The sequence below is a fragment of the Streptomyces sp. NPDC098789 genome, from assembly GCF_044759975.1.
GTDB lineage: Bacteria > Actinomycetota > Actinomycetes > Streptomycetales > Streptomycetaceae > Streptomyces.
Genome location: NZ_JBIWAJ010000005.1, coordinates 300,410 through 325,829 on the forward strand (window position 1 = coordinate 300,410; position 25,420 = coordinate 325,829).

The 25,420-nt window shown below is 73.9% G+C and carries 19 protein-coding genes; 2 read left to right on the forward strand and 17 right to left on the reverse strand.

The window, feature by feature from the left end; all coding sequences use genetic code 11:
• Positions 1 to 93: 93 nt before the first annotated feature.
• Together ACIQWR_RS13870 and ACIQWR_RS13875 are read left to right on the forward strand one after the other, a co-directional pair.
• On the forward strand, positions 94 to 1,650 hold the full coding sequence (locus ACIQWR_RS13870) for a hypothetical protein (protein WP_404008149.1): 1,557 nt from the start codon (positions 94 to 96) through the stop codon (positions 1,648 to 1,650).
• Positions 1,647 to 4,271 (forward strand): hypothetical protein, encoded by a 2,625-nt coding sequence (locus ACIQWR_RS13875; RefSeq protein ID WP_404008152.1) that lies wholly within the window; start codon positions 1,647 to 1,649, stop codon positions 4,269 to 4,271. Before ACIQWR_RS13870 ends, ACIQWR_RS13875 begins: the two co-directional genes overlap by 4 nt.
• A 98-nt stretch (positions 4,272 to 4,369) precedes the next feature.
• On the opposite strand, the gene ACIQWR_RS13880 is transcribed toward ACIQWR_RS13875, so the two are convergent.
• The 17 genes from ACIQWR_RS13880 to ACIQWR_RS13960 form a co-directional block, all read right to left on the reverse strand.
• A complete protein-coding gene (locus tag ACIQWR_RS13880; RefSeq protein ID WP_404008155.1) occupies positions 4,370 to 5,146 on the reverse strand; it encodes a class I SAM-dependent methyltransferase in 777 nt (258 codons plus the stop codon).
• Positions 5,147 to 5,173: 27 nt separating this feature from the next.
• Positions 5,174 to 6,511 (reverse strand): acyltransferase family protein, encoded by a 1,338-nt coding sequence (locus ACIQWR_RS13885; protein WP_404008158.1) that lies wholly within the window; start codon positions 6,509 to 6,511, stop codon positions 5,174 to 5,176.
• Entirely contained in the window at positions 6,504 to 7,499 is a 996-nt protein-coding gene (locus tag ACIQWR_RS13890) for an alpha/beta hydrolase (RefSeq protein WP_404008161.1), read from the reverse strand. Before ACIQWR_RS13890 ends, ACIQWR_RS13885 begins: the two co-directional genes overlap by 8 nt.
• A 135-nt stretch (positions 7,500 to 7,634) precedes the next feature.
• Positions 7,635 to 8,852 carry a sensor domain-containing protein gene (locus ACIQWR_RS13895; protein ID WP_404008163.1) on the reverse strand — a complete coding sequence of 406 codons (1,218 nt, stop codon included), beginning with the start codon at positions 8,850 to 8,852 and terminating at the stop codon, positions 7,635 to 7,637.
• Positions 8,849 to 10,186 (reverse strand): FtsX-like permease family protein, encoded by a 1,338-nt coding sequence (locus ACIQWR_RS13900; protein WP_404008165.1) that lies wholly within the window; start codon positions 10,184 to 10,186, stop codon positions 8,849 to 8,851. Before ACIQWR_RS13900 ends, ACIQWR_RS13895 begins: the two co-directional genes overlap by 4 nt.
• Complete coding sequence (locus tag ACIQWR_RS13905; RefSeq protein WP_404008168.1) at positions 10,180 to 10,947, reverse strand: ABC transporter ATP-binding protein; 768 nt, start codon at positions 10,945 to 10,947, stop codon at positions 10,180 to 10,182. The genes ACIQWR_RS13900 and ACIQWR_RS13905 overlap by 7 nt, the downstream gene beginning before the upstream one ends.
• A 98-nt stretch (positions 10,948 to 11,045) precedes the next feature.
• Positions 11,046 to 11,693, reverse strand: a complete 648-nt coding sequence (locus tag ACIQWR_RS13910) for a response regulator (protein ID WP_404008171.1) — start codon at positions 11,691 to 11,693, stop codon at positions 11,046 to 11,048.
• 48 nt (positions 11,694 to 11,741) lie between these two features.
• Complete coding sequence (locus tag ACIQWR_RS13915) at positions 11,742 to 12,728, reverse strand: TauD/TfdA family dioxygenase (protein WP_404008174.1); 987 nt, start codon at positions 12,726 to 12,728, stop codon at positions 11,742 to 11,744.
• Positions 12,725 to 13,738, reverse strand: a complete 1,014-nt coding sequence (gene sbnA, locus ACIQWR_RS13920) for a 2,3-diaminopropionate biosynthesis protein SbnA (protein ID WP_404008177.1) — start codon at positions 13,736 to 13,738, stop codon at positions 12,725 to 12,727. Before sbnA ends, ACIQWR_RS13915 begins: the two co-directional genes overlap by 4 nt.
• 29 nt (positions 13,739 to 13,767) lie before the next feature.
• Entirely contained in the window at positions 13,768 to 14,799 is a 1,032-nt protein-coding gene (gene sbnB / locus ACIQWR_RS13925; RefSeq protein ID WP_404008180.1) for a 2,3-diaminopropionate biosynthesis protein SbnB, read from the reverse strand.
• Positions 14,800 to 14,815: 16 nt separating this feature from the next.
• On the reverse strand, positions 14,816 to 15,799 hold the full coding sequence (locus ACIQWR_RS13930; protein WP_404008183.1) for a TauD/TfdA family dioxygenase: 984 nt from the start codon (positions 15,797 to 15,799) through the stop codon (positions 14,816 to 14,818).
• Between the two features lie 2 nt (positions 15,800 to 15,801).
• Positions 15,802 to 18,726, reverse strand: coding sequence for an amino acid adenylation domain-containing protein (locus ACIQWR_RS13935; protein WP_404008186.1), 2,925 nt, complete (start codon positions 18,724 to 18,726; stop codon positions 15,802 to 15,804).
• A gap of 237 nt (positions 18,727 to 18,963) precedes the next feature.
• A complete protein-coding gene (locus ACIQWR_RS13940) occupies positions 18,964 to 19,791 on the reverse strand; it encodes an ABC transporter permease (RefSeq protein WP_404008189.1) in 828 nt (275 codons plus the stop codon).
• The gene (locus ACIQWR_RS13945; RefSeq protein WP_404008192.1) at positions 19,788 to 20,720 is read right to left on the reverse strand and encodes an ATP-binding cassette domain-containing protein; all 933 of its coding nucleotides are present in this window, start codon (positions 20,718 to 20,720) and stop codon (positions 19,788 to 19,790) included. The genes ACIQWR_RS13940 and ACIQWR_RS13945 overlap by 4 nt, the downstream gene beginning before the upstream one ends.
• A 4-nt stretch (positions 20,721 to 20,724) precedes the next feature.
• Positions 20,725 to 20,937: an MbtH family protein gene (locus ACIQWR_RS13950; RefSeq protein WP_404008195.1), complete on the reverse strand. Its 213-nt coding sequence runs from the start codon at positions 20,935 to 20,937 to the stop codon at positions 20,725 to 20,727.
• Complete coding sequence (locus tag ACIQWR_RS13955; RefSeq protein ID WP_404008198.1) at positions 20,934 to 24,575, reverse strand: SDR family NAD(P)-dependent oxidoreductase; 3,642 nt, start codon at positions 24,573 to 24,575, stop codon at positions 20,934 to 20,936. The genes ACIQWR_RS13950 and ACIQWR_RS13955 overlap by 4 nt, the downstream gene beginning before the upstream one ends.
• Entirely contained in the window at positions 24,572 to 25,360 is a 789-nt protein-coding gene (locus ACIQWR_RS13960) for a thioesterase II family protein (RefSeq protein ID WP_404008201.1), read from the reverse strand. The genes ACIQWR_RS13955 and ACIQWR_RS13960 overlap by 4 nt, the downstream gene beginning before the upstream one ends.
• Positions 25,361 to 25,420: the final 60 nt, after the last annotated feature.

Consider the following 25,420-nt stretch of genomic DNA (forward strand, 5'->3'; position numbering starts at 1 on the left):
GCCGCGTAGCGGGGGGCGTCCGGCCCGCTCGACCGCGGGCGGCGCACCGCGACCGGACTATCCTGGCCTGCGGACCGTGACCGTGGGGGACTCGTGAGCGTGACGACAGCCGGGCCGGCGTGGGCCCGCGAAGGACTGGGGCCGGGCGGCCCGAAGTACCCGCTGGCCGTCGAGGGACCGGTAATGCGGGCCGTGGACCGGCTCGTCCCCGGGCTCTCCGGCGTGACGAAGTACGTGCGCTACCCGTCCCTCTACGCCGCGCTGGCCGCGCACGCGCAGGAGGAGCGGCTCGACCGGGAGGAGTGCCGCGCCCTGCTGCGCCGCGCCGAGGTGCTGCTCGCCGCGGTGTCCGGTGCGCCGGAGCCGGAGCTGACCGCCGCGGATCCCACGGAACAGGTCTGGTCGGCCCACGGCATCGACGGGGTGCGGCCCTTCAGCCCGCAGGACGGCCCGGTGGAACTGGCGCTGGCGGCCGCCGCCTACTCCCCGCGCTCCTGGGGGTTCTGGGACCAGTACGGCGGACCGGCGCAGGTGCTGGGCCTGGTCGAGCTGCGGGAGGGGGCGCTGCGCCCCGGGCGCCACGCGTGCCCGGCCCCGGTGCGCGACCTCTTCGCCCCGCTGCTCGCGCTCGCCCGCCCCGGTAGCGACCGGATCGACGGCGCCGCGCTCGCAGCAGCGCGCCGGGCGGCCCTCGGCGCCCCGTGCGAAGCCGAACGGGCTTGGCTGACCTCGGTCATGACCGCCTCCCGTCACGGAGTCCACCGCCCCGGGGACTGGACGGCACAGGACCGGACCCGGCGGGCCACCCTGCGGCTGCTGGCCCGTTCGGTGGCACTGCACGGCGAGGGGCAACCCTCGTTCCTCTGCGTGCTCCGCGACACGGTGGCCTTCGGCGACCAGGTGGCCGTGGACCCCGTTCTCGCCGGGATCCCCGAAGCGGCCGGCTGGCGGGGCCTGTTGTTGCGCCACTACTCGGTGGGCGCGTGGCGGCGCCTGTGGGCCGCGCTGGTCGGCGAGGTCGCGGCCCACCAGGGGGCGGCGGACCGGTCCGCCGCGGACCTTCGCGCCTGGCTCGCCGGGCAGATGCCGGCGGACCTCACCCTGGAGCAGGCCCTGGCCGGGCTTGGACCGCTGAGCGACCCGGACGGCCACCCCCGGCCGGTGGAGCGCGTCTTGATGACCACGCATCCGCCGTCCTGCTGGCGGGAGGTACGGCTGCTGCTGGTCGGCGCGCTGCGCTCGCGCGAGGGGGCGCTGGGGGACGACGTACGGGCCGTCTTCCTTGGGCGGCAACGACTGCGGCGCGAGTTCCTCGATCCCACCTGGGTGGAAGGACTGGTCCGGGAGTACGGGGACCGGCCTCTGGCCGAGTTCGCGGGCCGGCTCGTCGACGACATGCTCGCGCAGTCCCGCCGGGTGGCCCTGGCGAAGATCCGCACCGAGCGCGGGACGGGGCGGGTCAAGGTCTTCTCCCGGCTCCACGTGCGCGGGGAGCGGTACTTCAGCACGGGCGAGGAGAGCAGCGCGGAGATCGGCACCCGAGTCCCCCAGCTCGGCCGCTTCGGCCTCCAGCTGGGGCTGTTCGAGCGGGAGGGCGAGAGCCTGCGTGTGACGCCCGCCGGACGCGCGATCCTGGAGGTGAGCGCATGAGCACCGCCGCTGTGCACACCACCTTCGCCTCGCCGCTGACCCTGCTTCACCAGTGGGACGAGAAGACACCGCTGCTGGAGTTCCTCCTGCTGGGCTTCACCGTCGACCTGCCGTTCCTGGAGAAGGTCGCGCTACCCGTCGCCCGCGGGCTCGGGGCCCGCGTCGCGGTCCTCGGGGACGCCCGGCACGGGCTCTACCATCCGGTGGACGTGCACCAGGCCGGGCGGGGCTACTTGCACGGGCTGGCGAGCGTCCACGGCGCCTTCCACCCGAAGGTCGCGCTCCTGTTCGGTGAGCACGCCTGCCGGATCGCCGTCGGGTCGGGCAATCCGACCCCGTCCGGCTGGGGCGCCAACGACGAGCTGTGGACGGTCGTCGAGACCGAGGACGACGCCTCCCATCCGGTGCTCGCCGACCTCGCGGATTGGCTGGAGCAGCTCGCCGGATCCCCCGACGTCTCGCTCGCTCCCTGGTGGTCCGCGCACCTGCGCACGATCGCCTGGCTCCTCGAAGAGCACCACGTCGAAGCGCCCGCCGGACCGGTGGAGCCGGGCGGGGCCCGGCTGCTGCACAACCTGGACCGACCCCTGATCGACCAGCTACCGCGCGGCCCGGTCGACGAACTCCACCTGTACGCGCCCTTCGTCGACCCGAGCGGCGGCCTGCTGCGGCCCCTGGTGGACCGCTTCGACCCGGCCGACGTCGTCCTCGGGCTCCAGCCCCGCTGGTCGAGCTACGACTCGGACGTGATCAAGGGAGCCTTCGCGGGGCGTACCGCCGCGGTCCGCAGCCTGGCCGAATCCCGCTCCCGGCACGGCAAGTTCATCGAGTGGCGGGCCGACGGCGTCCGGTACTCGCTGACGGGCAGCCCGAACCTGACCGCCGCCGCGCTCGGCCGCACGGTGGCACGGGGCAACTGCGAGCTGGCCGTGCTCACCCCCGGCGGCGAACCGCTGCTCCCGGAGGCCGTGTCCGTCGCACCGGCGGAGCAACTGACGGGCCGCACGGTCCGCATCCGGACCGAGTCGCGCGCCTCGCTCGTGTTGCTCGGGGCGCGGACCGACGGACTGTTCCTCGAAGTCCACCTGGCTGCTCCGGCGCCCGGACCGGTGCGGGTGGACTCCTCCCGCGACGGAACGCCGGGCTCGTGGACGGCGATCGGCGAGATCGCACCGCAGGAGCGGGGGGCCCGGTTCCCGCTCGACGGCCGGGCACCGGGCAGCGTCCTGCGTGCCGCGTACGGCGGCGCGGTCTCGGCCCCCGTCTTCCTGTACAGCCCCGAGCACTGCGCCCGGGTCGGCGCTGCCGACACCTCGCCCCGGCTGGGGCGCCCGTACACGGTGGAGGAGCTCTTCACCGACCCCCGGGCGGCCAGGCGCTTCGAGGAGGAGCTGGACCGACTGCGGGAGTTGCTCGCTACGGCCCCGAGGACCGCTGCCGCCATCAGCGCCCCGGCGCTGCTCGGCACGTCGCTGGAGCAGGGCAGGGCGGACCGCTGGTCGGCGTACCTCACGGAGTGCCGCCTGATGATCGGCGCGCCACTGACCGAACTGGCCCTGGGTCGGGCGTACTTCGGGCTGCCGGAGCTGCCGAAATCAACGCCCTGGAGTGTCTCGGCGGTCACCGCCGGGTACGACGATGAGAGTGACGGCGACGAGCAAGGGGACGAGGGCGACGGGGAACCGCGGGGCCCGCTCCCGCCGGAGCACCGGGCGTGGTTGCGCACCTGGATCGCCCGCCAGCTACCCAGGCTGCGGAGGAGCGGGCCACCCCTGGTCCCGCTCACCCTCGCAGGCCTGTACGTACAGCTGATGGCGGCCGGGGCCTGGGACGCCACCGACTACGGCTGGCGCGGGGGACTCGCCACCCTCGTCGACGCCCTCACAGAGGGAGCACAGGAGGCGGAGGAAGCTCCGGAACTCACGCAACGCCGCGCCGCGGTGCTGGCCGTGCTGATGTCCTTGCTGGGCCTGCACGGCGAGGTCAGCGGCCCCGGCGCGGAGCCCCTGGCCGCCGGGGCCTGGGCGCGCGCCCGGGAAGCGGTGGCCCGGGCCGATCCGGACGACGCCCGGGACCTGCTGCTCCCGGCGGGACGGCCGGGCGCGCCCACCGTGGCCGCCGGTGACCTGGAGGCCGTGATCGGCCGGGCCGGAGCGGCCGACGATCCGTGGGCCGAGGTCCGCGAGGAGCTGGCCCGGGCGGGGCTGGACGCCCGCTACGACGACGGGCTCTGGGAGGTCACCGGCCGGTCGGGCAGTACCGTGCGGGTCGCGACGAAGGCCGTCAGCCTGCTCGGCGAGCACCTGCCAGGGACCGTACTGGTGCGGGCGGGCAGCAGGAGCGAGTGGACCTTCGCCGCGTGGAACGCCCCGGACCTGGTGCTGTTCACCAAGGGCATGTGGCGGACCTACGCGGTGCGGTCGCCGGGCACCCCGGCGTCCCGGTTCTCGACGGACGGCCTGTCCGGGGTCTTGGGGCACGTGCGGCCCGACCGCAGGGCCGTGCAAGGCCCGCCGCCGGTGCTCGAAGCGATGCTGGGCGCGCCCCTCGACCCCGCGTGGCTACGGAACCGGCTGTTCCCGCTGCCGGGGCCGGGCCTTGGGGAGCGGACGGTCCGCTGACGGTGCGGGGCGGGGCGGAGCCGGGGGTGTGGGGCCCTGGCGGCGCGGGGGTGTTCGCCGCCAGGGCGGTCTTCGGGGGATGGTGTCCGGTCCGCGCGTCAGCGCAGGGTGAAGAACACCATCGGGTTGTGGCCGCTGGTGCGGACCGGGACGCCGAGGCCCAGGCGCTCCTTCGTCCCGGCGAGGTGCTCGATGACCTCGGGGGCCTTCGCGGCCGACGGCGTGAAGTAGGGGATGGACCGCTCCGCGAGCCACTTCACGAGCACCGAGCCCTCGCTGAACGGCTTCGTGCGCCGCCCGTGGAAGACGTCGTGGACGCTGGTCGGGGTCCCGGCGCGCATCTTCGGGAACAGGTTCTCGACGTACCAACGGGCGAACCGGGCGCCGTGGTCGGCGTCGATGAAGAGGTAGTCGGTCGCGGCGGGAATCCCGTCGAGCCGGTCCTTGACGTCGCCCTTGGTGAAGGTCCAGCGGTCCGCCGAGAGTTCCGCCGGCACGTTGCTCAGCACCCGGTCGACGATGTCGAAGGAGTGCAGGTGGCCCGCGCCGTTGTCCCGCAGGGCGCTGAGGATCCACATCGTGGACCAGCCGTAGAACGTGCCGATCTCCACCACCGTCTCGGGGCGGTGCTCGCGCAGCAGCAGATAGGTGATCTCCGCCTCGTAGTCGTCGAGCTGCGCCTTCATCGAGCTGCCGCGCCACGTCAGGAACTCCCGCTGCTCGTCCCTGACCAGGCGCAGGTCCTTCGCGTACTTCCGGTAGAGCGCCGCCACGGAATCCACGGTCAGGTCGTGCAGGGGACTGCCGGAACGCCGCGGGGAGGCCCCGCGGACACAGCGCTCCGCGGAACTTCCGACACCCTGGGAAACGGTCACGAGATTTCTCCTTACAGCTGGTTGGGTTCAACGGACGTGCACGGCGTGCTCGCGGGGTCGCCGCCGGGCCGATCGCTCCAGGTCGCGGAACGACAGCCAGCAGAGGGCGAGCACGCCGGCGAAGACGGGGAGCCAGGCCAGGCGGAACAGCACCCAGAGCGGACCGTCCGGCGCGGTGTGCAGGCCGGACCAGTAGCCGCCGAGACCGAGCGCCACCACGGTGGTGGCGAGCATCGACGTCTGGTGCCAGAGGAAGACCGTCATGGCCGAGAGGTTCAGCAACGCCACGGCCGCCCAGCGGAACTGACCGGCGGTGGCCCGTACGGGCGCACCCGCACCCGCATCCGCGGCGGGCGGCGGGGTCGGCCGCTCCCGCTGCCCGGTCAGGCGGCGCAGCGCTCCGCACAGCAGCAGTCCGAGGCCGCACTGGGCCACCCCGAAGCAGACGGCCGCCGGGGTCGGCGGGCTGAGGTTGGACACCGCGGCCCCGGGGACGCCGACCATGCTCGCCGGGTAGCCGCACCACAGGACCAGGGCCGCCAGCGTGCTCGCGCCGCCGATCAGCAGGGCGAGGCCGTGCCCGCGCCGGGCGAGGCCGCCGGCCGCCCAGTGCGCGCCCAGCGCGTAGGGGACCAGCCAGCCCGCGAGGACGTTCAGCGACCGGAGGGCGTCCGGTCCCGCCGCGTCGCCCACCAGGGCCCGGGCCAGGTCCGGGGCGGCGACCAGGGCGCAGGCCACGAGGGCGAGGCGGCCGGGGCACCGCCGGATCAGCGGGGTGGCCGCGGTGATCGCCGCGTACACGCAGAGGAACCAGAGGGGCGAGAGGGCGAGTTGCACCAGGGTGCGGACCGTCTCGTACGCCGCGCCCGCCGCGGCGAGCCCGATGAGGACCAGGGTCCACACGGCCAGCAGGGCCAGCGCCGGGCGCAGCAGCTGCCGCAGCCTTCGGGCCAGCCAGGCGCGGTAGCCGGTGCCGGCGGCGACGGCCGAGGCGTAGCTCTGGGATCCGACGCGACCGCCGACGAAGAAGAAGAGGGCGAGCGGCTGGAGCACCCAGGTCAGCGGCGTGAGGGCCGGGACGTGGCGCAGGGGGCTGTCGCCGGCCAGGTGGCCGCCGGACCGCAGCACCACCGCGCTCACCAGCCAGTGGCCGAGCACCACGCCGAGGATGGAGTAGGCCCGTAAGGCGTCGACCGCCCGGTCCCGGGAGGACGGCGTCGCCGCGTCGATCCGCAGCACGGCCCGGTGCAGCCGGTCCCGCGCGCTCGACCGGGCGGGCTCCAGGGGTGCGGGGCGGGGCGGGGTCCGGCGGGGGGCGGGCACGGTGGCGGGCGCGGTGGCGGGGCGGACCTGGAGATCAGCCACGGGACACCTGCGCTCCCCGGCCCAGGCCGATCAGGGCGATGTTCCGCAGGGCGGGGCCGCCGGGGCGCAGGTAGCCGCCGTGCGGGCTGTCGCCGGTGGGGAGCGTCCGGGCGCCGAAGTCCGGGGACGCCGGGTCGGCGCCGAAGCCCAGGCGCTCGCCGCCCAGGGTGAACTGGACGTGGGGCACGTTGGCGATCCAGTCCCGGCTCCCCCGGCCGGCCCAGAAGGGGACGGGGATCCGCAGGGCGGAGACCGAATCGACGCCCAGGCCCGGGCTGCCGAAGACGGCGACGCCGGTCAGGGCGGACGACGTCCAGCGGTCCGTGCCGCGCACCGCGTCCGCGCAGACCACGGAGCCGTACGAGTGGCACAACAGGGCGACGGAGGCGTCCGGGGCGAGGTCGCGCAGCCGCAGCAGCTGGTCGCGCAGTCGGCCGCCGCCCTCCGCCGCCCGGTCCTGGGTCACCGTGTCGCGGCTCTTGGTGCGGGGGGCCCGGTAGCCGTACCAGCCGATGACCGCGACCCGGGTCCCGGGGTCGAGGGCGCGCATCTCGTCGTACAGCGCGCGGGTTCCGCCGCCCACCGAGGAGTGCGGGGAGCCGAGGTGGTCGAAGGTGTCGATGGTGGTGTCCGCGCCCGGTACCAGGACGGCGATCCGCTGGGCGTGCGCCAGGTCGCCGAGCACCTCCACCGCCTGGCCGTCGCCCGTGGCGTCGACGTCGAGGAAGTTCCGCTCGGGGGCGCCGAGTTCACGCAGCACCCCGGCCCGTCCGGTGTCGCCCATCCGGTCGGCCGCCGCGGCGGCGTCGGCGAGGTAGCGGCGGTTCTCCGCGTAGCGGCCGGGCAGGTCCTGCGCCGCGGCGGCGGTGTGCCGGGGGGCGGTCGGCAGGCCGGGCACCGCCGAGGCGGTGGCGGCGTTGACGGACGCGACGATGCACCCCGCGACGGCGGCCACCAGCATTCCGTGTCTGATCCGCGCAGCACGCATGGTCAGCTTCCCTTCCTGTGGGCATGGCTCGGCCCGCTGTGTCGGACCGGTGGAGAAACGCGCCGCCGCGGGACGGCGGCGGGGCTGAGCCTCCGGCGGCGCCTCGAACGCCGGCGGGGCCGGATCGGCCGGGGGTCAGATCCGGACGGGTAGTTCGAGCACGGCGGTGGTCGAGCCCGAGGGTGGGCTGTCGAGTCTGAGGGTGCCGTCGACGGCGGCCAGCCGTTCGCGCAGGCCGAGCAGGCCGCTGCCCGCACCGATCCGGGCGCCGCCGGCGCCGTTGTCGGCGACCGTGATCCTCAGCTGCTTCCCGACGAGGTCCGCGTCCACCGAGGCCCGCGTCGCGCCGCTGTGCTTGCTGACGTTCGTGAGCAGTTCGGCGACGCAGAAGTACGCCACCCGTTCGATCACCGGGTCCGGCCGCTCGGGCACGTCCACCGTCAGCGTGACGGGCACGCCGGCCTGCTCGGTCAGTCGGGGCAGTGCGTCGAGGAGTCCCCGGTCGAGCGCGGCGGGGCTGATCCCGTCGATGAGGCGCCGCAGCTCGGCGATGGCCGCGTCGGTCTGGGTGCGGGCCCGGGCGACCAGGGCCCGGGGCCGGTCGAGGTGCGGGGCGCCGTCGAGCGCGTCCGCGGTGAGCGAGAGCGTCATGGCGATCGCGACGAGCTGGGCCTGGGTGCCGTCGTGCAGGTCGCGCTCGAACTGCCGCAGGCTGCGGTCGCTCTCGGTGAGGGCCGTGCTGCGCGCCCGTTCGAGGGTGCGCACGCGCAGTTGGGAGTCGGTGGGTCCGAGCAGCGTGCGGGCCAGCAGCCGGTGCAGGTCCATCACCGCGCGGGACGCCACCGGGGTGAGCGCCAGCGCGGCCGGACAGCAGGCGACGGCGGCCGCCACCAGCCACGCCGGTTCGGCACCGGCCAGTGCCCAGACGGCGCTCCACACGCCGAAGACCGGCAGGCCGACGGTCGCGACGAAGGCCAGCAGGTCGACCGGCAGCCGGAGCAGCAGGTAGAGCATCCCGCGCCAGGCGCTCACGTCGGTCAGGGCCCCGCGGACCCAGCGGACCGGGCCGCCGGCGGCGACCGGGGGCGCGGGGGCGGCGACGACCTCGCCGAGCAGGGCCCGTACCAGCCGGGCGTGGGCCCGGCCGAGGTGGCGGGCTCCGCGCAGGCCGACCGCGAGCAGCGGCAGCCCGATCAGGGTCAGCGAGAGCAGACCGCCGGCGTAGAGGACGGCCGCGACGTAGGCGGCGCCGAGCAGCGAGAGCGGCGGCCCGGTGAGGGCCATGGCGACCGCTCCCGGCCGGATCCGCCACCACTGCTCGCGCACCCCGTCGCCGGGGCGGGGCGCCGTCACGGCGCGGCCACGGCGGAGAGGGCCGGTTCGGAGGTGGCCCGGGCGCCGGTGACCAGGATCGTCAGCACGGTCAGGGCCACGGACCCGAGCACCAGGGGGCCGTAGGTCTGGAGCGGGACCACGGGGATCAGGGAGCCCGTGGCGGCCACCGAGAAGGCCATGCTCATGGGGGCCGCGACCGCGATGCCCAGCAGGACTCCGGCCGAGGCGGTCAGGGCGGCCTCGGTGCCCAGCATCCGCATGAGCTGGCGCCGGGTGGCGCCGGTCAGCGTGAGGAGCGCGTACTCCCGTCGCCTCGCGACGGTCAGGGAGGCGAGCGTGTTCACCGTGGCCACCGCGCCGAAACCGGCCAGCATGGCCAGCTCCACCCCGCGCAGCCAGATGTCGCTCCGGGCGTAGGCGCCGGGCGGAGCGACCTGTTCGAGGGTCGCGGTGACGGCGGCGAAGGTGGTCGAGAGCCCGACCAACAGGGCGATCGGCACCACCGCGGAGGACAGTCGGTGGGCGTGGCCGCGCAGGTTGTCGGCGGCGAGGGCGCCACCGGCCTCACCGCGGTGCCGGGCGCCCGACAGCCGGAAGGGCAGACCGAGCAGGGCCATCGCGAGCCGTGCGAGCAGGGGGCCGAGCAGCCCGACCGCGATCATCAGGAGCAGGGTACCGAGCAGGGCGAGCTGGACGGACTTGTCCACGGGTTGGCGCGAGGTGAACAGCACGAGGGGCACGGCGCCGCCGAGGACGAGCAGGCCCGCGATGGTCCGGAGCCAGCCCGTGCGGCCCTGTTCGGTCGTCTGCGCGAGCGCCGCGGAGGGCCGGCCGCGGACGGTGCGGCGGGCGGCGATCTTGGTGGCGCCGACGCCGACCAGCAGCGTCGCGGCCGTCCCGATCAGCGGGGGGCCGGCGGACCACGACACGGCCGCCCCGGCCGGGGCGATGTCCCGGGCGACCAGCTCGGTCAGGAACCAGCGCACGCCCCAGGAGCCGATCAGCCACGCGGGCGGCGAGACGAGGAGGGTCACCAGCAGCACCTGGCAGCGGACCAGCCGCTTGATCTGCTGGGGGGTCGCGCCGGTGGTGCGCAGCAGGGCCATGGCGCGGGCCTGCTGGCGTACGGCGAGCGCGAGCGTGTTGGCGACGACGAACAGCGCCATCAGCATCGCGATCTCGCCGAACGCGCCGCCGATCAGTCCGAGCCGGGAGCCGCCGCCGCCGTCGATCGCCGTGGCGATGAGGGAACCGAAGAGCGTGATCACGGTGACGGCCAGCAGGAGCGCCGCGGCCAGTCCGGCGAAGGAGGAGGGCCTGGACCGCAGGACTCCCAGGGCGAGCCTCAGCATCCCAGCCCACCCAGCTTCTCGGCGATCAGCGCGGCGGAGGGCCGGACCAGCTCGTCGACCAGGACGCCGTCGGCGAGGATGACGACCCGGTCCGCGAAGCTCGCGGCGACCGGATCGTGCGTCACCATCACGCAGGTGCGGCCTTCGACCTCGACGCCCTCGCGCAGCAACCACAGCACTTCCCGGCCGGTGGCCCGGTCGAGGGCGCCCGTCGGCTCGTCGGCGAAGAGGATGCGCGGCCGGGCGTACAGGGCGCGCGCCACGGCGACGCGCTGCTGCTGGCCGCCGGAGAGCCGGCCGGGCCGTTCCTTGCGGCGGTCCGCGAGGCCCACCTGGGCGAGCGCGGCGCGGACCGCGTCCCAGTCCACCCGGTGGCCCGCCAGCCTGGCGGTCAGGGCGACGTTCTGCTCGACCGTCATGGCGGGCATCAGGTTGTAGGACTGGAAGATGAAGCCCGCTTCGGCCCGCCTCAGCAGGGCGAGCCGCCGCTCGGGCAGGGCGGTGATCTCGGTGGGGCCCCAGTGGACCGTGCCGGAGGTCGGCTGGTCCATGCCCGCGAGGCACTGCAACAGGGTCGACTTGCCCGACCCGGACGGGCCCATCACCGCGGTGAAGGTGCCGGGCTCGAAGCCGATGTCCACGCCGCGCAGGGCGTGCACCGCGCCGCGGCCACGGCCGTACGAGCGGTGCAGGTGTGCGGCGCGAAGGCCCGTACCCGTTTCCACGGTGGGCCGGACAGGGGTCTCGGTGCTCGGTGACATGTCTCTATTCTTGGCCGCTGGGCCGCCCCGGACCACGGTGCTACCTCCCGACTTCGGGGTTCGGATATCCGCCCCCCACGCGCAGCGGGAGGGGCGGTCTAGGGACCGACCTCCTGCAAGTACGCGACGACGGCCTTGACGCGGCGGTTGTCGGCTTCGGTCGCGGGGAGGCCGAACTTGGCGAACACCGAGGCCGCGTGCTTCTCCACCGCGCGCTCCGAGATCACGAGCAGGGCGGAGACGGAGCGGTTCGAGTGGCCCTGGGCCATCAGGTCCAGGACCTCGCGTTCGCGGGCGGTCAGCCGGTCGAGGGGGCGGGTGCCCCGGTTCAGCATGCGGCTGACGATCTCCGGGTCGAGGGCCACGCCGCCCGCCGCGACCCGGTGCAGGGCTTCGACGAAGTCGGCGGTGGCGGCGACGCGCTCCTTGAGCAGGTAGCCGACGCCCGACGCCTCTCCCGCCAGCAGCCGGGCCGCCCAGGACGGCTCGGCGTGCTGGGAGAAGACGAGGACGCCCACCCGCGGGTGGTCCGCGCGCAGTCGGACGGCCGCGCGGATGCCCTCGTCGGTGTGGGTCGGCGGCATGCGGATGTCGACCACGGCGACGTCGGGGGCGTGCTCGGCCACCGCGGCCAGCAGTTCGTCCGCGTCGCCCGCGGTGGCGACGATGTCGCAGCCACGGGCGGTGAGCAGCTCCACCATGCCCTCACGGAGAATGACCGAGTCCTCGGCGATGACCACTCGCACTGTGCGCTCCCCCCGTTCGCGGTCGGCGGTGCGCCGTCGACCGGACTTTCATTCAACCAGCACGTACCCGTCGTCCGGGCGCCGACCCCGCGAGCGGCGCAGCGCGCTGTGCACGAAGGTGCGCTGCAACCAGCGGTCCCTGCCGTCGTAGCGCGGGGTGAAGGCGGTGCGGCCGTGCGCGGTGACGTGATTGTCGACGATAACCAGGTCGCCCGGCATCAGTTCGGACGTGGACGACACCCGTTCGAAGAGTTCACCCAGTTCGGCGAGGGCCGCGGCGCCCTCTTCGGTGGTCGCCCGGGTGGCGGCGAAGTCCACCCGCAGGTCCGGGTCGTCCCACGCGCCGCCCAGCACCGGGTGGTGGACGGCGCCCTGGCAGCCCGGCCCGAAGGAGGGCGGGGCGTCGGTGATGAACTCCGGCAGGCTCAGCTGCTTGCGGGCGGCCGGGCCGAGCAGGTCCAGGATCTCGCGGACGCACGCGGTGCGGGTGCCCGCGACCCCTTCGTGGTCGGCGCGCAGGCACAGCAGCATGACGAAGTCCGGGCGGTGCTCGTGGAAGGCGTTCTCGGTGTGGAAGGAGAGCTGGACCGAGCCCGCGTTGCCCTGGAACCGCTCCAGCCCCGCGACCGGTACGACGTCGTGCACCAGCGCGCCCGACTTCTCCTGGCGGAACCCGACGGGGTCGCCGAGTCCGCAGGCCACCATGAGGAGGGTCGCGGCGACGACGGAGGACTCCCGCTGGACCGAACCCGCGACGGAGGGGGTGTCCCGGGCGTCGTCGCCCACGGGGAGCCCGCGGACCAGCAGTCGGCCCCGGGGACCCGAGTGCCGGCGGAACCGGCGGATCTCCTGGCGCAGCGGGGCCGGCAGGCCCTCCCACGCGTCCCGGGCCGCCGCCACGAACTCGGGCGAGTCGACCCGGCCGTCGGCGACGTCGAGCAGCTCCCGCGCGGCGGCTTCCACCAGGGCGGCGGCCGCGCCGCCGAGCGCGAAGGCGGTCTCCTCGCCGATGCCGTTCTCCAGCAGCTCCGTCATCGGACACCACCCGTACTGGACATCATCGCCACTTCCTCGGGCCTCTCGAATTCGTCGGCGAGCGCTGCGCTGCCGTATATCTCCTCGACCCAGCCCTGGTGGTAGACCGAGTCCAGGTACCGGTCGCCCAGGTCGGGCGCGATCGCCACCGCGGTGAGCTCCTCGCCCGGGGCGTGCTCGTCCAGCCAGCGCAGGGCGCCGCTGATCACGGTTCCGGTGGAGCCGCCGAAGAGGAAGCCCCGGGCGGCCAGCCGGCGGCAGGCACGGATCGTCTCCGCCTCGGCGACGTGCACCACGTCGTCGATGTAGGAGCGGTCGAGCAGCGGCGGGCGCACCCCGGTGCCGAGACCGGGGATCATCCGCGGCAGCGACGGGCCGCCGAAGGTGACCGAGCCGACGGCGTCGACCGCCACGACCGTGACGTCCGGCCGCTTCTCCTTGAAGTACCGGGCGCACCCCATGAGGGTGCCGGTGGTACCGGCCCCGATGAAGGCCACCTTCAGGTCGGGGAAGCGCGCGGCGATCGCCGGGGCCGTCGACCGGTAGTGCGCCAGCGCGTTGTTGGGATTCGCGTACTGGTTCAGCCAGACGTAGCGCTCGTCCGATTCGCACAGTTCCCGCACCAGGCGCAGGCGCGCCCCGAGGAACCCGCCCTCCGCCGCGGGCTCGGTGACGGTGTAGACGGTGCCGCCCACGGACTCGATGAGCTGCTTGGTGGCCAGGTTGCACCTGTTGTCGGTGACGCAGACGAACTTGTAGCCCTTGCTGGCGGCAAGGATGCTCAGCGCGACGCCGAGGTTGCCCGACGACGACTCCACCAGGATGGATCCGGGCCGCAGGACCCCGCTCGCTTCGGCGGCCTCGACCATGGCCCGTGCGGCCTTGAGCTTGATCGAACCGGCGAAGTTGAACCCTTCGCACTTGAGGAAGAGCCTGCGCCCGAAGGTCCGTCGGAGATCGACGAACAGGTCCTCCTCGTGGTACTCCTGCGCCTCTGAGATGATCGGCACAGCTACCTCCCCTTCTCGGGCAGTTGCCCCTAGCCGCCGTAGCGATTCATCTCGTGGAAGAAGTCCTCGACCACCTGCAGGTCGCCGCTGCGCGAGACCTGGTCGTACACATGGGCGCTGACCGCCAGGTCGAGCACGCCGAGGCCGAACGGGGAGAAGACCACCGTGCGGTCGGTCGGGACCGTCGCGCGGCCCGTCATCACGTCGTGGAGGGTGCCGGCGATGAAGTCCCGGTTCCCGGTGAGCTGTTCGGCCAGGTGGGGCGAGGTGTTGGCCTTGAGGCAGTGCTCGACGTCGTCGACGTAGTTGACGGAATCGAGGATGATCTCCGGGGCCAGGTCGCGCAGCGAGACGTGCAGCACCAGCGGGTGGTGTGCGAACAGCTCCGGGTCCGTGACGTACGGGGTGCCCGCCACGGTGGCGAAGACGACCAGGTCGCTGGCGCGGATCAGCTCGTCCACGGTGTCGTGCACCGTCACCCGGCCGCTCTCGCCGGAGCGGTCCAGGTAGTCCGCGAAGCCCGCCGCGTGGTCGGCCGACAGGTCGTGCACGCCGACCTCGTCGAAGGACCAGTCCGTGCCCGCCAGGTAGGTGTGCAGGTAGCGGGCGATCAGGCCGGTGCCCACGAAGCCCACCTTGGTGGGGCGTCCCCGTTCGCGGGTGAGCCGGTCGGCGGCGAGCGCGGCGGACGCCGCCGTCCGGCTCGCGCTGATGATCGAACTCTCCAGGCAGGCGTACGGGTACCCGGTGCGCGGATCGTTGAGTATCAGGACGGCGGAGGCGCGCGGCAGCCCGGACCGCACGTTCTCCGGGAAGCTGGAGATCCACTTGAGCCCGTCCACCCCGTCGTCGCCGCCGAGCGATGCGGGCAGGGCGATGATGCGGGCCGTGGGACGGTCGGGGAACTGGAGGAAGTAGGACGGCGGGTTGACCGTCCTGCCCTCGCCGTGCGCGTGGTACGCCGCCTCGATGATCTCGGTGACCAGTTTCTCCTGGCCGCTCAGCGCACGCTGCACCTGTCGGCCTGAGATCACGGAGAAGGTCGGGTTGTGCTTCGTCATCTGGATCCTCGGACCTCTATGCGGATGCGGATCGGGTGGTGGGGTTCGCCATCGCGACGAGCACCTCGCGCGCCCCGTCGTACGGCAGCCGGCTGTGCGCCGTGCGGAGGTTGTCGACGAGCATCAGGTCGCCCGGGCGCCACGGCTCGGCGACGGTGACGGAGTCGTACACCTTGTTGATCAGGGCGACGACGTCCTCGGTGATCTCGCCGCCGTCGCCGAAGCTCGTGTTGAACGGCAGGCCCTCGGGCCCGTAGACGTCGACGAGGTACTCGCGGACCTCGGGCGCCATCGTCCACTCGTTGAGGAAGGCGATCTGGTTGAACCAGAGCCGCCGGCCGTCGGCGGGGTGGCGCAGCACGGCCGGGCGGCGCTGGCTGGTGCGCAGGTCGTCGCCGTGCCAGGTGAAGGAGATCTCGTTGGCCAGGCAGTACCGCTCGACCTCGGCGCGGTCGGTGGTGCCGAAGGCCTCGGTCCACGGGACGCCGATGTCCTCGGTGTAGCTGCGCCTCAGCAGCCAGCCCTCCCGCTCGAAGCGCTCGACGAGGTCCGCGGGCAGTTCCTCCAGGACGCGGCCCGCGTCGGCCAGGGCGGTGGCCCCGCCGCTGGTGGGCGCGCTCAGGCAGGCGAAGGCCATGGTGGCCGGGAACTCCAGCGCGTAGCTCAGCTCGTGGTGCATGCACATGGGCTGGTTCGGCGGCCACTTGGAGGACGAGTAGATGCGGTCGTCGTAGGTCCAGCGGGGGGCGAACGCCTCGCGCTCGGGTACGAGGTCCTTCCCGAGGGTGGTCAGGACCGCGGCCGCGCCGGCGGCGTCGTGCAGCCCCAGACCGCGCACCAGGACGGCGCCCTGCGAGGCGACGACCCGGTAGAGCGCCTCGCGGTGTTCGGCGGCCCAGGCCACCGGGTCCGCCGCTGCGGCCACGGTGACGATGGCCGGGCGGCCCTCTTCACGCTGTCCGTCGAATCCGGCGAAGGGATCCGTGTCGTGCGTCGGCACTTTCACACTCGCTCTCTGTCGTGCGTGTCATGGACGGCCCGCACCACGGCGGCGCTCAGCGCCGGCCTGGTGCGGAAGAAGTGGTGCCCGCCGTCGGGCAGTTCGCGGACCTCCACGGCCCGGGCGAGGGTGCGCCAGGCGTCGAGGCCGCTCTCGTGTCCCCGGGTGGCGGGGTCGTCGGCGGCGACCACGAGGGTCAGCGGGGCCGCGAGGGGGCGGGCCGGGGGGTGTTCCACGGCGTCGGCGAAGAAGGCGTTCGCCTCCCGGACGTCGTGCCGGTACGCCGCTCCGACCAGCTCCGCCCGGCTCGTGTCCGCATCGGACAGCGCGGTGTAGCCGCCCTCGCCGCCGAGCCGCGCGGCGATCTCCAGGGGGGTCAGGGCCGCGAGCTCGGCGGTGAAGCCGCGCCGGGCCTCGGGGGTGCCGACCAGCTGACCGCCGATCAGGACGGCCCGCGGGCCGCGGCCCTGCTCCTCCAGCAGCCGTGCGGTCAGGACGGCCAGGGCGGCTCCGGAGGAGTGGCCCCAGAGGATGACCGGTCCCGCGGGGCGCCGGCCGAGCTCGTTCGCGACGGCCTTGGCGACCTGTTCCAGCGGGGCGAAGGGCTCGTTCTCGACCGTGAGGTCGTGGCCGGGCAGCTCCACCGCGTGGACGGCCAGCGCGCTGTCCGCCAACGCGGCCGCGAGGGGACGGAAGTTGACGGCGTTGCCGCCCGCGTACGGGAAGCAGACCAGGGTGGCGGCCGGGGAGGGCGGCGTCAGCAGGGGGATCAGGTGGCCGGTCCCGGTGTCCGGGGCGACGGCCGCGCCCGGCCCGTCGGTCGGGGCGCTCCCGTCGACGAACGCGGCCAGGTCGCTCAGGCGCGGGTAGCGGGTGAGGTCCTTCAGGGACACGACCCGGCCGAGCTTCACGACGAGGCGCACGGCGGAGAGGGAGGTGCCGCCCGAGTCGAAGAAGTGGCTGCCGCGGCCGACCTGTTCGGGCGCCAGGCCGAAGACGCCCGCCCAGGCCTCGGCGATGCGCCGTTCCGTCGGGGTGACGGGGGGCTCGGGGCCGTCTTCGCCGTCCTCCTCGACCTCCACCAGCTCCGCCAGCCGCTTCTTGTCGATCTTGCTGTTGGCGGTGAGCGGCAGGGCGTCCAGGCGCTGGAAGCGGCTCGGCACCATGTACTCCGGCAGCGCGGCCCCCAGCCAACCGCGCAGCTCCTCGACGGGCACGTCGGCGGCGGCGGCGTAGAAGGCCACCAGGCTCTCGCCGACGACGATCACGGCGGTGTCCCGGATCCCGGCGACGCCGAGCAGCCGGTTCTCGATCTCCCCGAGTTCGATGCGGAAGCCGCGCAGCTTCACCTGTGCGTCGCGGCGGCCCAGGAACTCCAGCTTGCCGTCGGGGCACCAGCGGCCGAAGTCGCCCGACCGGTAGAGCCGTTCGCCCGACCGGTGCGGATCGGTGCCGTAGGCGGCGGCCGTGCGCTCGGGGTCGTTGACGTAACCGCGGCCGACGCAGATCCCGGCGAACACGATCTCGCCGGGCGAGCCGAGGGGCACCGGTTCGAGGGCGGGGTCGACGACGTAGACCCGTACGTTGGCGACGGCGGGTCCCAGCGGCACCCGGTCGCCGCGCGGCGGCTCGGTCATCACCTCGTGGTTGGTGTCGTCGGAGGTCTCGGTGAGGCCGTAGGCGTTGACGAGCGAGGTGCCGGGGAAGGCCGCGAACCAGCGCTCGACCAGCTCCTTCTTGAGCGCCTCGCCGGTGGCCGAGAGGCAGCGGACGCGACCGAGGTCGCCGCCGTGCTCCTCCAGGTGCGAGAGCACCACTTCGAGGTAGGACGGGACCAGTTGGGCCACGTCCGCGCCGCGGGCGACCTCCACGAACCGCTCGACGTCGAGGATCGCCGCCTGCGGCACGATGAGCGTGGTGCCGCCGACCAGCAGGGCCGAGACGAGCTGCCAGAGCGAGATGTCGAAGCACTGCGGAGCGACCTGCGCGACGACGTCGTCCTCGCCCACCCCGAGGTCGTCGGTCTTCGCGTAGAGGTGGTTGAGCATGCCCTCGTGCTCGCACATCACCCCCTTGGGCGTGCCGGTGGAGCCGGAGGTGAAGTAGATGTAGGCCAGCCGCTCGGGACCGATGGCGAGGCCGAGGTCCGTCGGGTCCGCGTCCTCGCTCTCCTCGACGCGCAGGGCGGTGACGTTCGGGCGGGACCGCAGCGCCTCCTCCAGGCCCGTGCCGCTCCCCGGCTCCGTGAGGACGAGGGAGCACTGCGCGCGGTCGAGGGTGGTGCCGATGCGGTCCGCCGGGAAGTGCGGCTCGATCGGCACGTAGACGCCGCCCGCCTTGAACACGGCGAGGACGGACGCCATCCAGTCCAGGTTGCGCTCGGTGACCACGGCGACGCAGTCCTCGGCGCCCAGCCCGTGGGCGAGGAGGGTGCGGCCGATCCGGTTGGCGCGGGCGTTCAGCTCGGCGTAGCTGATCCGGTGCTCGCCCATGATGGCGGCCGTCTTGTCGGGGTGCAGGCGCACCCGGTCCTCGAAGAGTTCGTGGAAGCGGCGGTCCGGCAGCTCGCGGTCCCGGCCGGCCATCCCCACGAGTTGGTGGTGGCGCTCCTCGGCGGAGAGCAGGCTGCGGCCCTCGTGCGGCGCACCGGGGTCGGTGGCGATGAGGTCCAGGGCGGCGCGGTGGTAGCCGGCGACCCGCGTCGCGTGCTCGGCGTCGAAGTCCTCGGTGCGGTACGTCAGTACCAGTGCGCCGTCGGTGGCGCGGACCCCGAACACCACGCCGTCGGGGAGTGCGTCGGAGGTCGCGCCGACCACGCTCTCGTAGCCGTGGTCGGGGGCGACGGGCGCCGTACGGACGCGCTCCACCAGGCCGGCCCAGGTGGTGCCGGCCACCGGCACCAGGTGGGGCGCGGGGCCGATGGCCACCTCGTCCTCACCACTGAGGATCGCGACGACCTTGCTGTGGGCGGCAAGAAGCTCTGCCGGCTCCGGATCGTATTCCAGGGGAATGCGAACGGTTGCCGTGCCCGGTGCCGCACCGGCAGTCGTCTGCCATCGCGGAACGGCGGTATGACCGGACCTCATGAGAGGACTCCTCCACTCGGGGAGTTGGAATGGGGAAAATGTATTCGGGAGGGTTTCCCTCCCGTTATCGATCACTTTTCAGCGACGTCGATAACGGGATATCGCCAGCGGGACCGCGAAGCACATGAGGCCCACGCTCCACAGCACGGTGCCGAGGACGGGCACGGCGACCGGTCCCCCGCCGAGCAGGTTGCGGCACGCGTCCGTCACCAGGGTCGTGGGGTTGACCTCGGCGAAGGTCCGCAGCCAGCCGGGCATCGTGCTGGTCGGGACCAGCATGGAGCTGCCGAACTGGAACGGGATCATCCACAGGAAGCCCACCGACTGCACGGTGTTGGGGCTGCGGATCGAGAGGCCGATGAAGGCCGAGACCCAGGCCAGCGCGGTGCCGTACAGCAGGGTGAGCGCGACGGCGGCCACCGCGTAGAGGAAGTTGGTCTCCACCCGGAAGCCGATCAGCACCGCGAAGAGGAGCATGACGACCTGGCCCAGCAGGAGCCGGGTCATGTCGGCCACGATCCGGCCCGTCAGGACCGCCGAGCGCGCGATGGGCAGGGACCGGAAGCGGTCCATCACCCCGTTGTCGAAGTCGACGGCCAGCATGTAGCCGGTCGACCGGGACGCGAACATCAGCGTCTGCACCATGATCCCGGGGAGCAGGAACTGCCGGTAGTCACCGGGCCGGTCCCCCCAGATGGCGCCGCCGAAGACGTACAGGAAGATCAGCGTGAAGACCATCGGCATGACCACGGAGTCCAGGAGCTGTCCGGGGTCGCCGCGCAGTTGGAGCATGTTGCGCCGGGCGATGGCGAGCGACTGGCGCAGGGTGTCGCGCGGTCCGTTGCGGGCGGAGCCGGCGAGAGCGGGTACCCCGACGGTCGGCGCGATGTCGGTGGTCGGGCTCACGCGGCGCTCCTGGTCAGTTCGATGAAGGCCTCGTCGAGGCTGGCGACCCGGGTGTCCACGGCCAGGACGTCCACCGCGGAGGCGGTGACGGCCCGTACCGCACGGGTCAGTTCGTCCGGTTCCACGAGCGCCAGCCGGACCAGGCAGGCCTCCCGGTCGATCCGGCCGTCCAGCCCTTCGAGGGTCAGGCTGCCCGCGAGGGCCTCCAGGTCCCGGGCGTGCGCGGGGCGCACTTCCAGGGTGCGGCCGCCCACCCGGGCCCGCAGCTCCGAGGCCGTGCCCGCGGCGATCACCCGTCCCTTGTCCACGACGACGACCGAATCGGCGAGCGCCTCGGCCTCCTCCATGTACTGGGTGGTGAGCAGGACGGTCGAGCCGGCGCGGGCCCGTTCCTTCACGATGGCCCACAGTTCGTTGCGGCTGTGCGGGTCCAGGCCGGTGGTCGGCTCGTCGAGGCAGATGAGCCTCGGTTCGCCCATGAGCGACGCGGCGAGGTCGAGCCGCCGGCGCATGCCGCCGGAGTACTCCCGGGCGAGCTTGCCGCCCACGTCGTCGAGCCGGAACCGTTCCAGCATCCCGTTCGCCTGCGCCCGGGCCCGCCGGGCGGGTACGCCCAGGAGACGGGCGATGAGGTACAGGTTCTCCCTGCCGGATATCTCTTTGTCGACCGAGGCGAACTGCCCGGTCAGTGCGATGCAGCGGCGGACCTGGTGGGGCTCCTTCGCCACGTCGTACCCGAAGATCCGGGCCCGCCCGGCATCGGGCCGCAGCAGGGTCGCCAGGACGCGCACGGTCGTGGTCTTGCCCGCTCCGTTCGGGCCGAGGAGGCCCAGGACCTGCCCGGCGGGCACCGTGAGGTCGACTCCGTCGAGGGCCCGGTGGGCGCCGAAGCGCTTGACCAGACCCTCGACCTCGATGGCCAGAGTCATGACGCTATTGCGCGTCCATCGCGGTGGCCAGACTGCGCGGACGCATGTCGGTCCAGTGGGCCTCGATGTGGGCGAGGCAGGCTTCGCGGGTGTCGGCCGGGTGGGCGGTCCGCCAGCCGGCGGGCACGTCGACGAAGGTCGGCCACAGGGAGTGCTGGCCCTCGTCGTTGACGAGCACCAGGTAGGTGCCGTCCGCGTCCTCGAACGGATTGGTCATACTCGTTCTCCTTCCAATTGGGGTGAGATCACCGCGGCGAGCGCGCCGACGGTGGGGTGTTCGTAGAGGTGGTGCACCGACAGCCGGGCCGTCAGCGCACTGTTGATGCGGTTGACGAGCTGCGCGGCGCGCAGCGAGCTGCCGCCGAGGTCGAAGAAGCGGTCGTCGCGGCCGACTTCGTGGCCGAGCACGCCGCTCCAGAGGTCGGCCAGGGCCTTCTCCAGCTCGGTGCCCGGTGCCACGAAGGGCCGTCCGCCGCGTTCCAGGGCCGCGACCGCGACGGTGAGCAGTTGCTCCCGGTCGTCGGGCAGCCGCTCGACGCGCAGGGTGCGCAGGGGGTGGTCCAGCTCCCGGGCGACCGGCGCCACGGCCGCCCGCACGTCGGCCTCGGAGGCGGTGCCGGTGTAGACGACGATCGCTTCCGCCGTGTGCAGGCTCTCCGGGGCGAGGGCGCGGGCGATGTGCTCGTTGCGGCCGTCGAGGCCGACGAGCACGGTGGGCCGGTCCTGGCCCAGCACCGCGAGGAGCGAGGCGAGGCCCTCGTCGGGGTCGAGGGTGCGGAACCCGCGGGCCGCGGCGGCGCCCTCGGGCGCGCCCCGGTTCATGCCCAGGCCGCTCCAGGTGCTCCACGCGAGGCAGTGCACGGGGCGGCCGCGCTCGCGGCCCCAGTGGTCGGCGAAGCCGTGCAGGAAGCCGTTGGCGGAGGAGTACGCCGCGAAGGAGCTTCCGCCGAACTCGCCGTTGACCGAGGAGAAGAGCACCAGCGGTGTGCGGGGGCGGTCCTCCAGCAGCCCGGCGAGCGCGAGGGTGCCGCTCACCTTGGCCCGGTAGGCGTCCTGGAAGGCGCGGGGCGATTCCCGGACGACCTGGTGGAGTTCCAGCTGTCCCCACTGGTGGGAGACGTCGGCGCCGGCCAGGTGCAGCACCCCGTCCAGGGGCGCCCCCCAGCGCGCTTCCGCCTCGCGCACCGCGGCGTCCAGCGCGACCGGGTCGGCCACGTCGAGCGCCCGGTAGGCCACGTCGCCCAGGACGGCCAGGTCCTCCAGGCGCTCGGCGCGCTCGCCCCGGTCGGCCGGGCCGCGTCCCACCAGCAGCAGCTTCGCGGCGTGGGCGGCCAGGAGGTACTCCGCGACCGGGTGGGCGACGCCGCCGAGGCCGCCGGTGATCAGGTAGCGGCCGCCCGTGACGAAGGCGTCGCCGCCCCGGTCGTCGAGGACGATCGGCCGCAGCCGGGGCACCAGGCGCCGCGTGCCGCGGTGGGCGACGAGGTCGGCCCCGTCGTGGCAGGCGAGTTCCGTGACGATCGCGGCGGCCCGGGCGGCCGGGTCGGCCACGTCGAGCTGGCGGACGGACGGCAGGGCCCGCTCCGCCGCGGCCGTCCGCAGCAGACCGGGCAGGCCCGCGGCGGCGAGGTCGAGGCTCTCGCCCTCGGCCGTCCACAGACCGCCGCTCGTGACGACCAGGAGCGGGGGCGCGGGATCGTGTGCGGCCAGGTCCTGGACCAGGCGCAGCACGTCGAGGGCGACGCTCTGCGCGTCGGGCCCCTCGGCCAGGTGGACCACGGCGCCGACCGGTGCGGGCGCGGGGGCCCCGGCCGCGGGGAGCGCGCGGAGTTCGGGGACGCCGGGTACGGCGGCCAGCTCCTCCCGGAGCGCCCCGCTGACCAGCCACGGGCCGGGCGGCAGCGCGCCGCGGTCGGCGGGGGCCGGTGTCCAGGTCCGCTCGAAGTACCAGGAGCCGTCGGGCTCGTCGACCCACTGCGCGTACGTGCCCGCGTCGAGGTCGGCGATCAGCTGGGCGCGCTGGATCTTGCCGCTGCCCGTCTTGGGGAAGTCGGCCCGTTCCACCGGGATCACCAGGTCGGGCTGGAGGCCGAGGACCTCGGCGACCCGGGCCTTGATCGCGGTGATGGTGTCGTGGACCGCGGTCCGGTCGCCGTCGGCGGGGACGAAGAAGATCACCAGCTTGTCGGTGCTGTCGCCCGCGCCGGACCAGCCGCAGGCGGCGACCCAGGTGACCTCGGTGCCCGGCACCTGCTCGGCGATGGACTCCACGTCGTAGCTCAGGATGTTGGCACCCTGGACGATGATGAGGTCCTTCTCGCGGCCGGTGATGGTGAGCCGGCCCTCGTGCAGGAACGCGAGGTCGCCCGTGCCGAACCAGCCGTCGGCGGTGAACGCCTCCGCGTTCGCGGCCTCGTTGCGGTAGTAGCCCTCCATGATCGTCGGCCCCGTGATCTGGAGCCGCCCCACGTGGTCCTCGGGCAGCACGGTGTCGTCGGGGGCGACGATGCGCAGGCGTACGCCCGGGATCGGCGGGCCGACCTCGGTGAAGGTGACGGCGTCGGCGTCGGCCTCGGTGGACCAGCGCAGCGCCCCGCCGAGGGAGGCCTTGTCCACCCGCAGCCGGCCCGCCAGCGGGTCCCCGGCGCGCAGCGTCGAGTACGTCACGCCCGAGCTGGTCTCCGACATCCCCCAGCAGGGGCGCATCGCGTCGGCCCGCATCCCGTGCGCCGTCAGCAGCTCGATGAAGCGGTCCGCGGTGCGGCTGACGACGGCCTCGCCCGCGTTGCAGAGGTGGCGCAGCGTGGTGAGGTCCCACGACCGGTCGGTCATGGCGTCGGCGCGCTCGTTGACCAGTGCGAAGGCGAAGTTGGGGGCCCAGGTGTTGGTGACGCCGTAGCGGTCGATCCAGTCGAGCCAGCGCAGCGGGTCCGCGAGGAAGGCGTCGATGGTGGCGTTGACGTGGCGGCAGCGCAGGACGACGTCGCGCACGTTGTACATGACGATGCCGCCGACGTGGTCGAGGGGCATCCAGTTCAGCGCGACCTCGGCGGAGTCGAAGCCGTTGGCCGCCGCGGTGGCCCGGGTGCGGGCCAGGACGCTGCGGCTGGCGTGCCGGACGACCTTCGGCACGCCGGTGCTGCCGGAGGTGAGCAGGTGCACGGCGGGGGTGTCCGGGGTCGCCGGGAACCAGTCCGTGCTCTGCGGGCCGTCGCTCAGTTCCTCGAAGACGGCCACGCGCAGGTCGTCGACGCCCCACAGGGCGGAGAGCTTGGCCACGGCCGGGGCGAGGGAGGCGTCGGTGAGGACCAGCGGCCGGTCCAGCAGCTCCCAGGCGTTGCGGAGCTTGGTCGTGACGGCGTTCTCCCGGTCGTAGCCGGGCGCGGCGCCGACCGGGGTGGGCAGGTACCCGCCCAGGACGCACGCCCAGAACGCCGTGACGAAGGCGCGGTTGTCGTCGAACTGGAACAGCACGGACTCGCCGGGGGCGATGCCGGTGGTGCGCAGGCCGGTGAGCAGCCGCTGCGCGTCGGCGAGCAGCTGCGCGTAGCTCTGGACGCGCTCGCTGTCCTCCGTCAGGTACACGGTGCCGTGGTCGGGGGCGAGCGCGGCGGCCTGGCGCAGGGCCTCTTGCAGGGTGGTCGGGAAGTCGGGGTCGGCGGGCAGCTCGCCGCCGTGGGCGAGGGCCGGCGTCGCGGACGCCGCGGGAGCGTCGTCCGCGGCGCGGGGCGCGACCGGGCGCACCCGGTCGAGCCGGGCCTCCCGGCGGAGCAGGGGTACGGCTTCCTCGACCCCCGCGACGGATTCGGCCGCGGCCCTCAGCAGGGCCACCGCATCGTGTCCGGGCATCGTCATCGGATCCGTTCCCCCTGGCCCGCGTGCGCGGGCTCCCGGCCCAGCAGGGTGCTGCCGAGCATCGTGGTGAGCTCCTTCTCGGAGTCGTTGAGGTAGAAGTGGCCGCCGGGGAAGACCCGGGTGGAGAAGGCCCCGGTGGTCTGCTCCCGCCAGCCCTGGAGGGCGCTGACGGGGGCGCGCGGATCGGTGTCCCCGCCGAGCGCCGTGAGGGGTACCTCCAGCGGCTCGCCGGGGCTGTGCCGGTGGTTCTCCCAGAGGGTGAAGTCGGCGCGCAGCGTGGGCAGCAGCAGCTTCATCAGCTCAGGGTCGGTGAAGACGCCGTCCGACGTGCCGTCCAGGCCGCGCAGCGCGGCGGCGAAGTCCTCGTCGGAGAGCCGGTGCAGCTCCGGTGCGCCGCTGTCGACGCCCGGGGCGGGCTGTCCGGACAGGAAGAGGTGTCCGGGCTGGGTGCCGCGCTTGCGCAGCGCCCTGGCCAGCTCGAAGGCCAGCAGGGCGCCGCCGCTGTGGCCGAAGAAGGCGTACGGGCCCTGGAGGTAGGGCCGCAGCGCCACCGCGACCATGCGGACGGCGACCGCGACGGAGGCGGGGTGCGGCTCGCCGACGCGGTCCTCGCGGCCGGGCAGTTGCACGGCCACGATTTCCACCTCCGGCGGGAAGAGCGCCGGCCACGCGGCGAAGGCGCTCGCCCCCGCTCCCGCATGGGGAAAGCAGAAGAGACGCGTCCTCCGGTTCGTCCGCCGCGCACGACGGACGAATGGAGTTTCTGCTATGAGCCTGTCAGGCATGACCGAGCCGCCTCAAAATCTGCGGGACAACAGGAATGAGGACTACGGTATTGAGCAGCC

Bases quoted from the DNA above. Each gene is read 5' to 3' on its own strand.
- ACIQWR_RS13915 (WP_404008174.1), bottom strand. From the start codon at position 12,728: ATGACGGAGCTGCTGGAGAACGGCATCGGCGAGGAGACCGCCTTCGCG.
- ACIQWR_RS13890 (WP_404008161.1), bottom strand. From the start codon at position 7,499: ATGCGTGCTGCGCGGATCAGACACGGAATGCTGGTGGCCGCCGTCGCG.
- ACIQWR_RS13905 (WP_404008168.1), bottom strand. From the start codon at position 10,947: ATGTCACCGAGCACCGAGACCCCTGTCCGGCCCACCGTGGAAACGGGT.
- ACIQWR_RS13955 (WP_404008198.1), bottom strand. From the start codon at position 24,575: ATGACGATGCCCGGACACGATGCGGTGGCCCTGCTGAGGGCCGCGGCC.
- ACIQWR_RS13950 (WP_404008195.1), bottom strand. From the start codon at position 20,937: ATGACCAATCCGTTCGAGGACGCGGACGGCACCTACCTGGTGCTCGTC.
- ACIQWR_RS13875 (WP_404008152.1), top strand. From the start codon at position 1,647: ATGAGCACCGCCGCTGTGCACACCACCTTCGCCTCGCCGCTGACCCTG.
- ACIQWR_RS13945 (WP_404008192.1), bottom strand. From the start codon at position 20,720: ATGACTCTGGCCATCGAGGTCGAGGGTCTGGTCAAGCGCTTCGGCGCC.
- ACIQWR_RS13960 (WP_404008201.1), bottom strand. From the start codon at position 25,360: ATGCCTGACAGGCTCATAGCAGAAACTCCATTCGTCCGTCGTGCGCGG.
- sbnB (WP_404008180.1), bottom strand. From the start codon at position 14,799: ATGACGAAGCACAACCCGACCTTCTCCGTGATCTCAGGCCGACAGGTG.
- ACIQWR_RS13900 (WP_404008165.1), bottom strand. From the start codon at position 10,186: ATGCTGAGGCTCGCCCTGGGAGTCCTGCGGTCCAGGCCCTCCTCCTTC.